This window comes from Frateuria defendens (assembly GCF_001182895.1).
Classification (GTDB): Bacteria; Pseudomonadota; Gammaproteobacteria; order Xanthomonadales; family Rhodanobacteraceae; genus Frateuria_B; species Frateuria_B defendens.
In genome coordinates this window covers 1-291 of the sequence record NZ_LFQR01000280.1, presented here as the reverse complement: position 1 = coordinate 291, position 291 = coordinate 1, and the positions used below count along the sequence as shown (strand labels likewise).

The 291-nt window shown below is 74.9% G+C and carries 1 protein-coding gene; it reads right to left on the bottom strand.

The annotated features are described in order from the left end of the window. On the bottom strand, window positions 1-291 hold a 291-nt coding region (locus tag ACH65_RS20440), incomplete at both ends, for a hypothetical protein (protein ID WP_049624072.1).

Below are 291 nucleotides of genomic sequence, written 5' to 3'. Positions count from 1 at the left end.
GCAGGGTGATGTCGCCGTCCACGGCCTGGCCGCTGGCGTCGGTCGCGCCGCTGCCCGTCGCCACCACCGTCAGGTCGTGGCGAGCCGTCACCGTGCTGCCCTGCTGCGTGGTCTGCTGGAAGTGGCTCTGGTTCGACTGGCTGCCGCCGCCGATGCTCGCCGTCACCTTCACCAGCGCGCTGCTGCCCGTAGCGCCCTGCCCGCTCAGCGAGGCGGCGTCGGAGCCCTGCCCGGACGTGGCCCCCTCACCCAGGCTCTGCGCCGACTGCGCCGCCCCCCACGCCCCATACG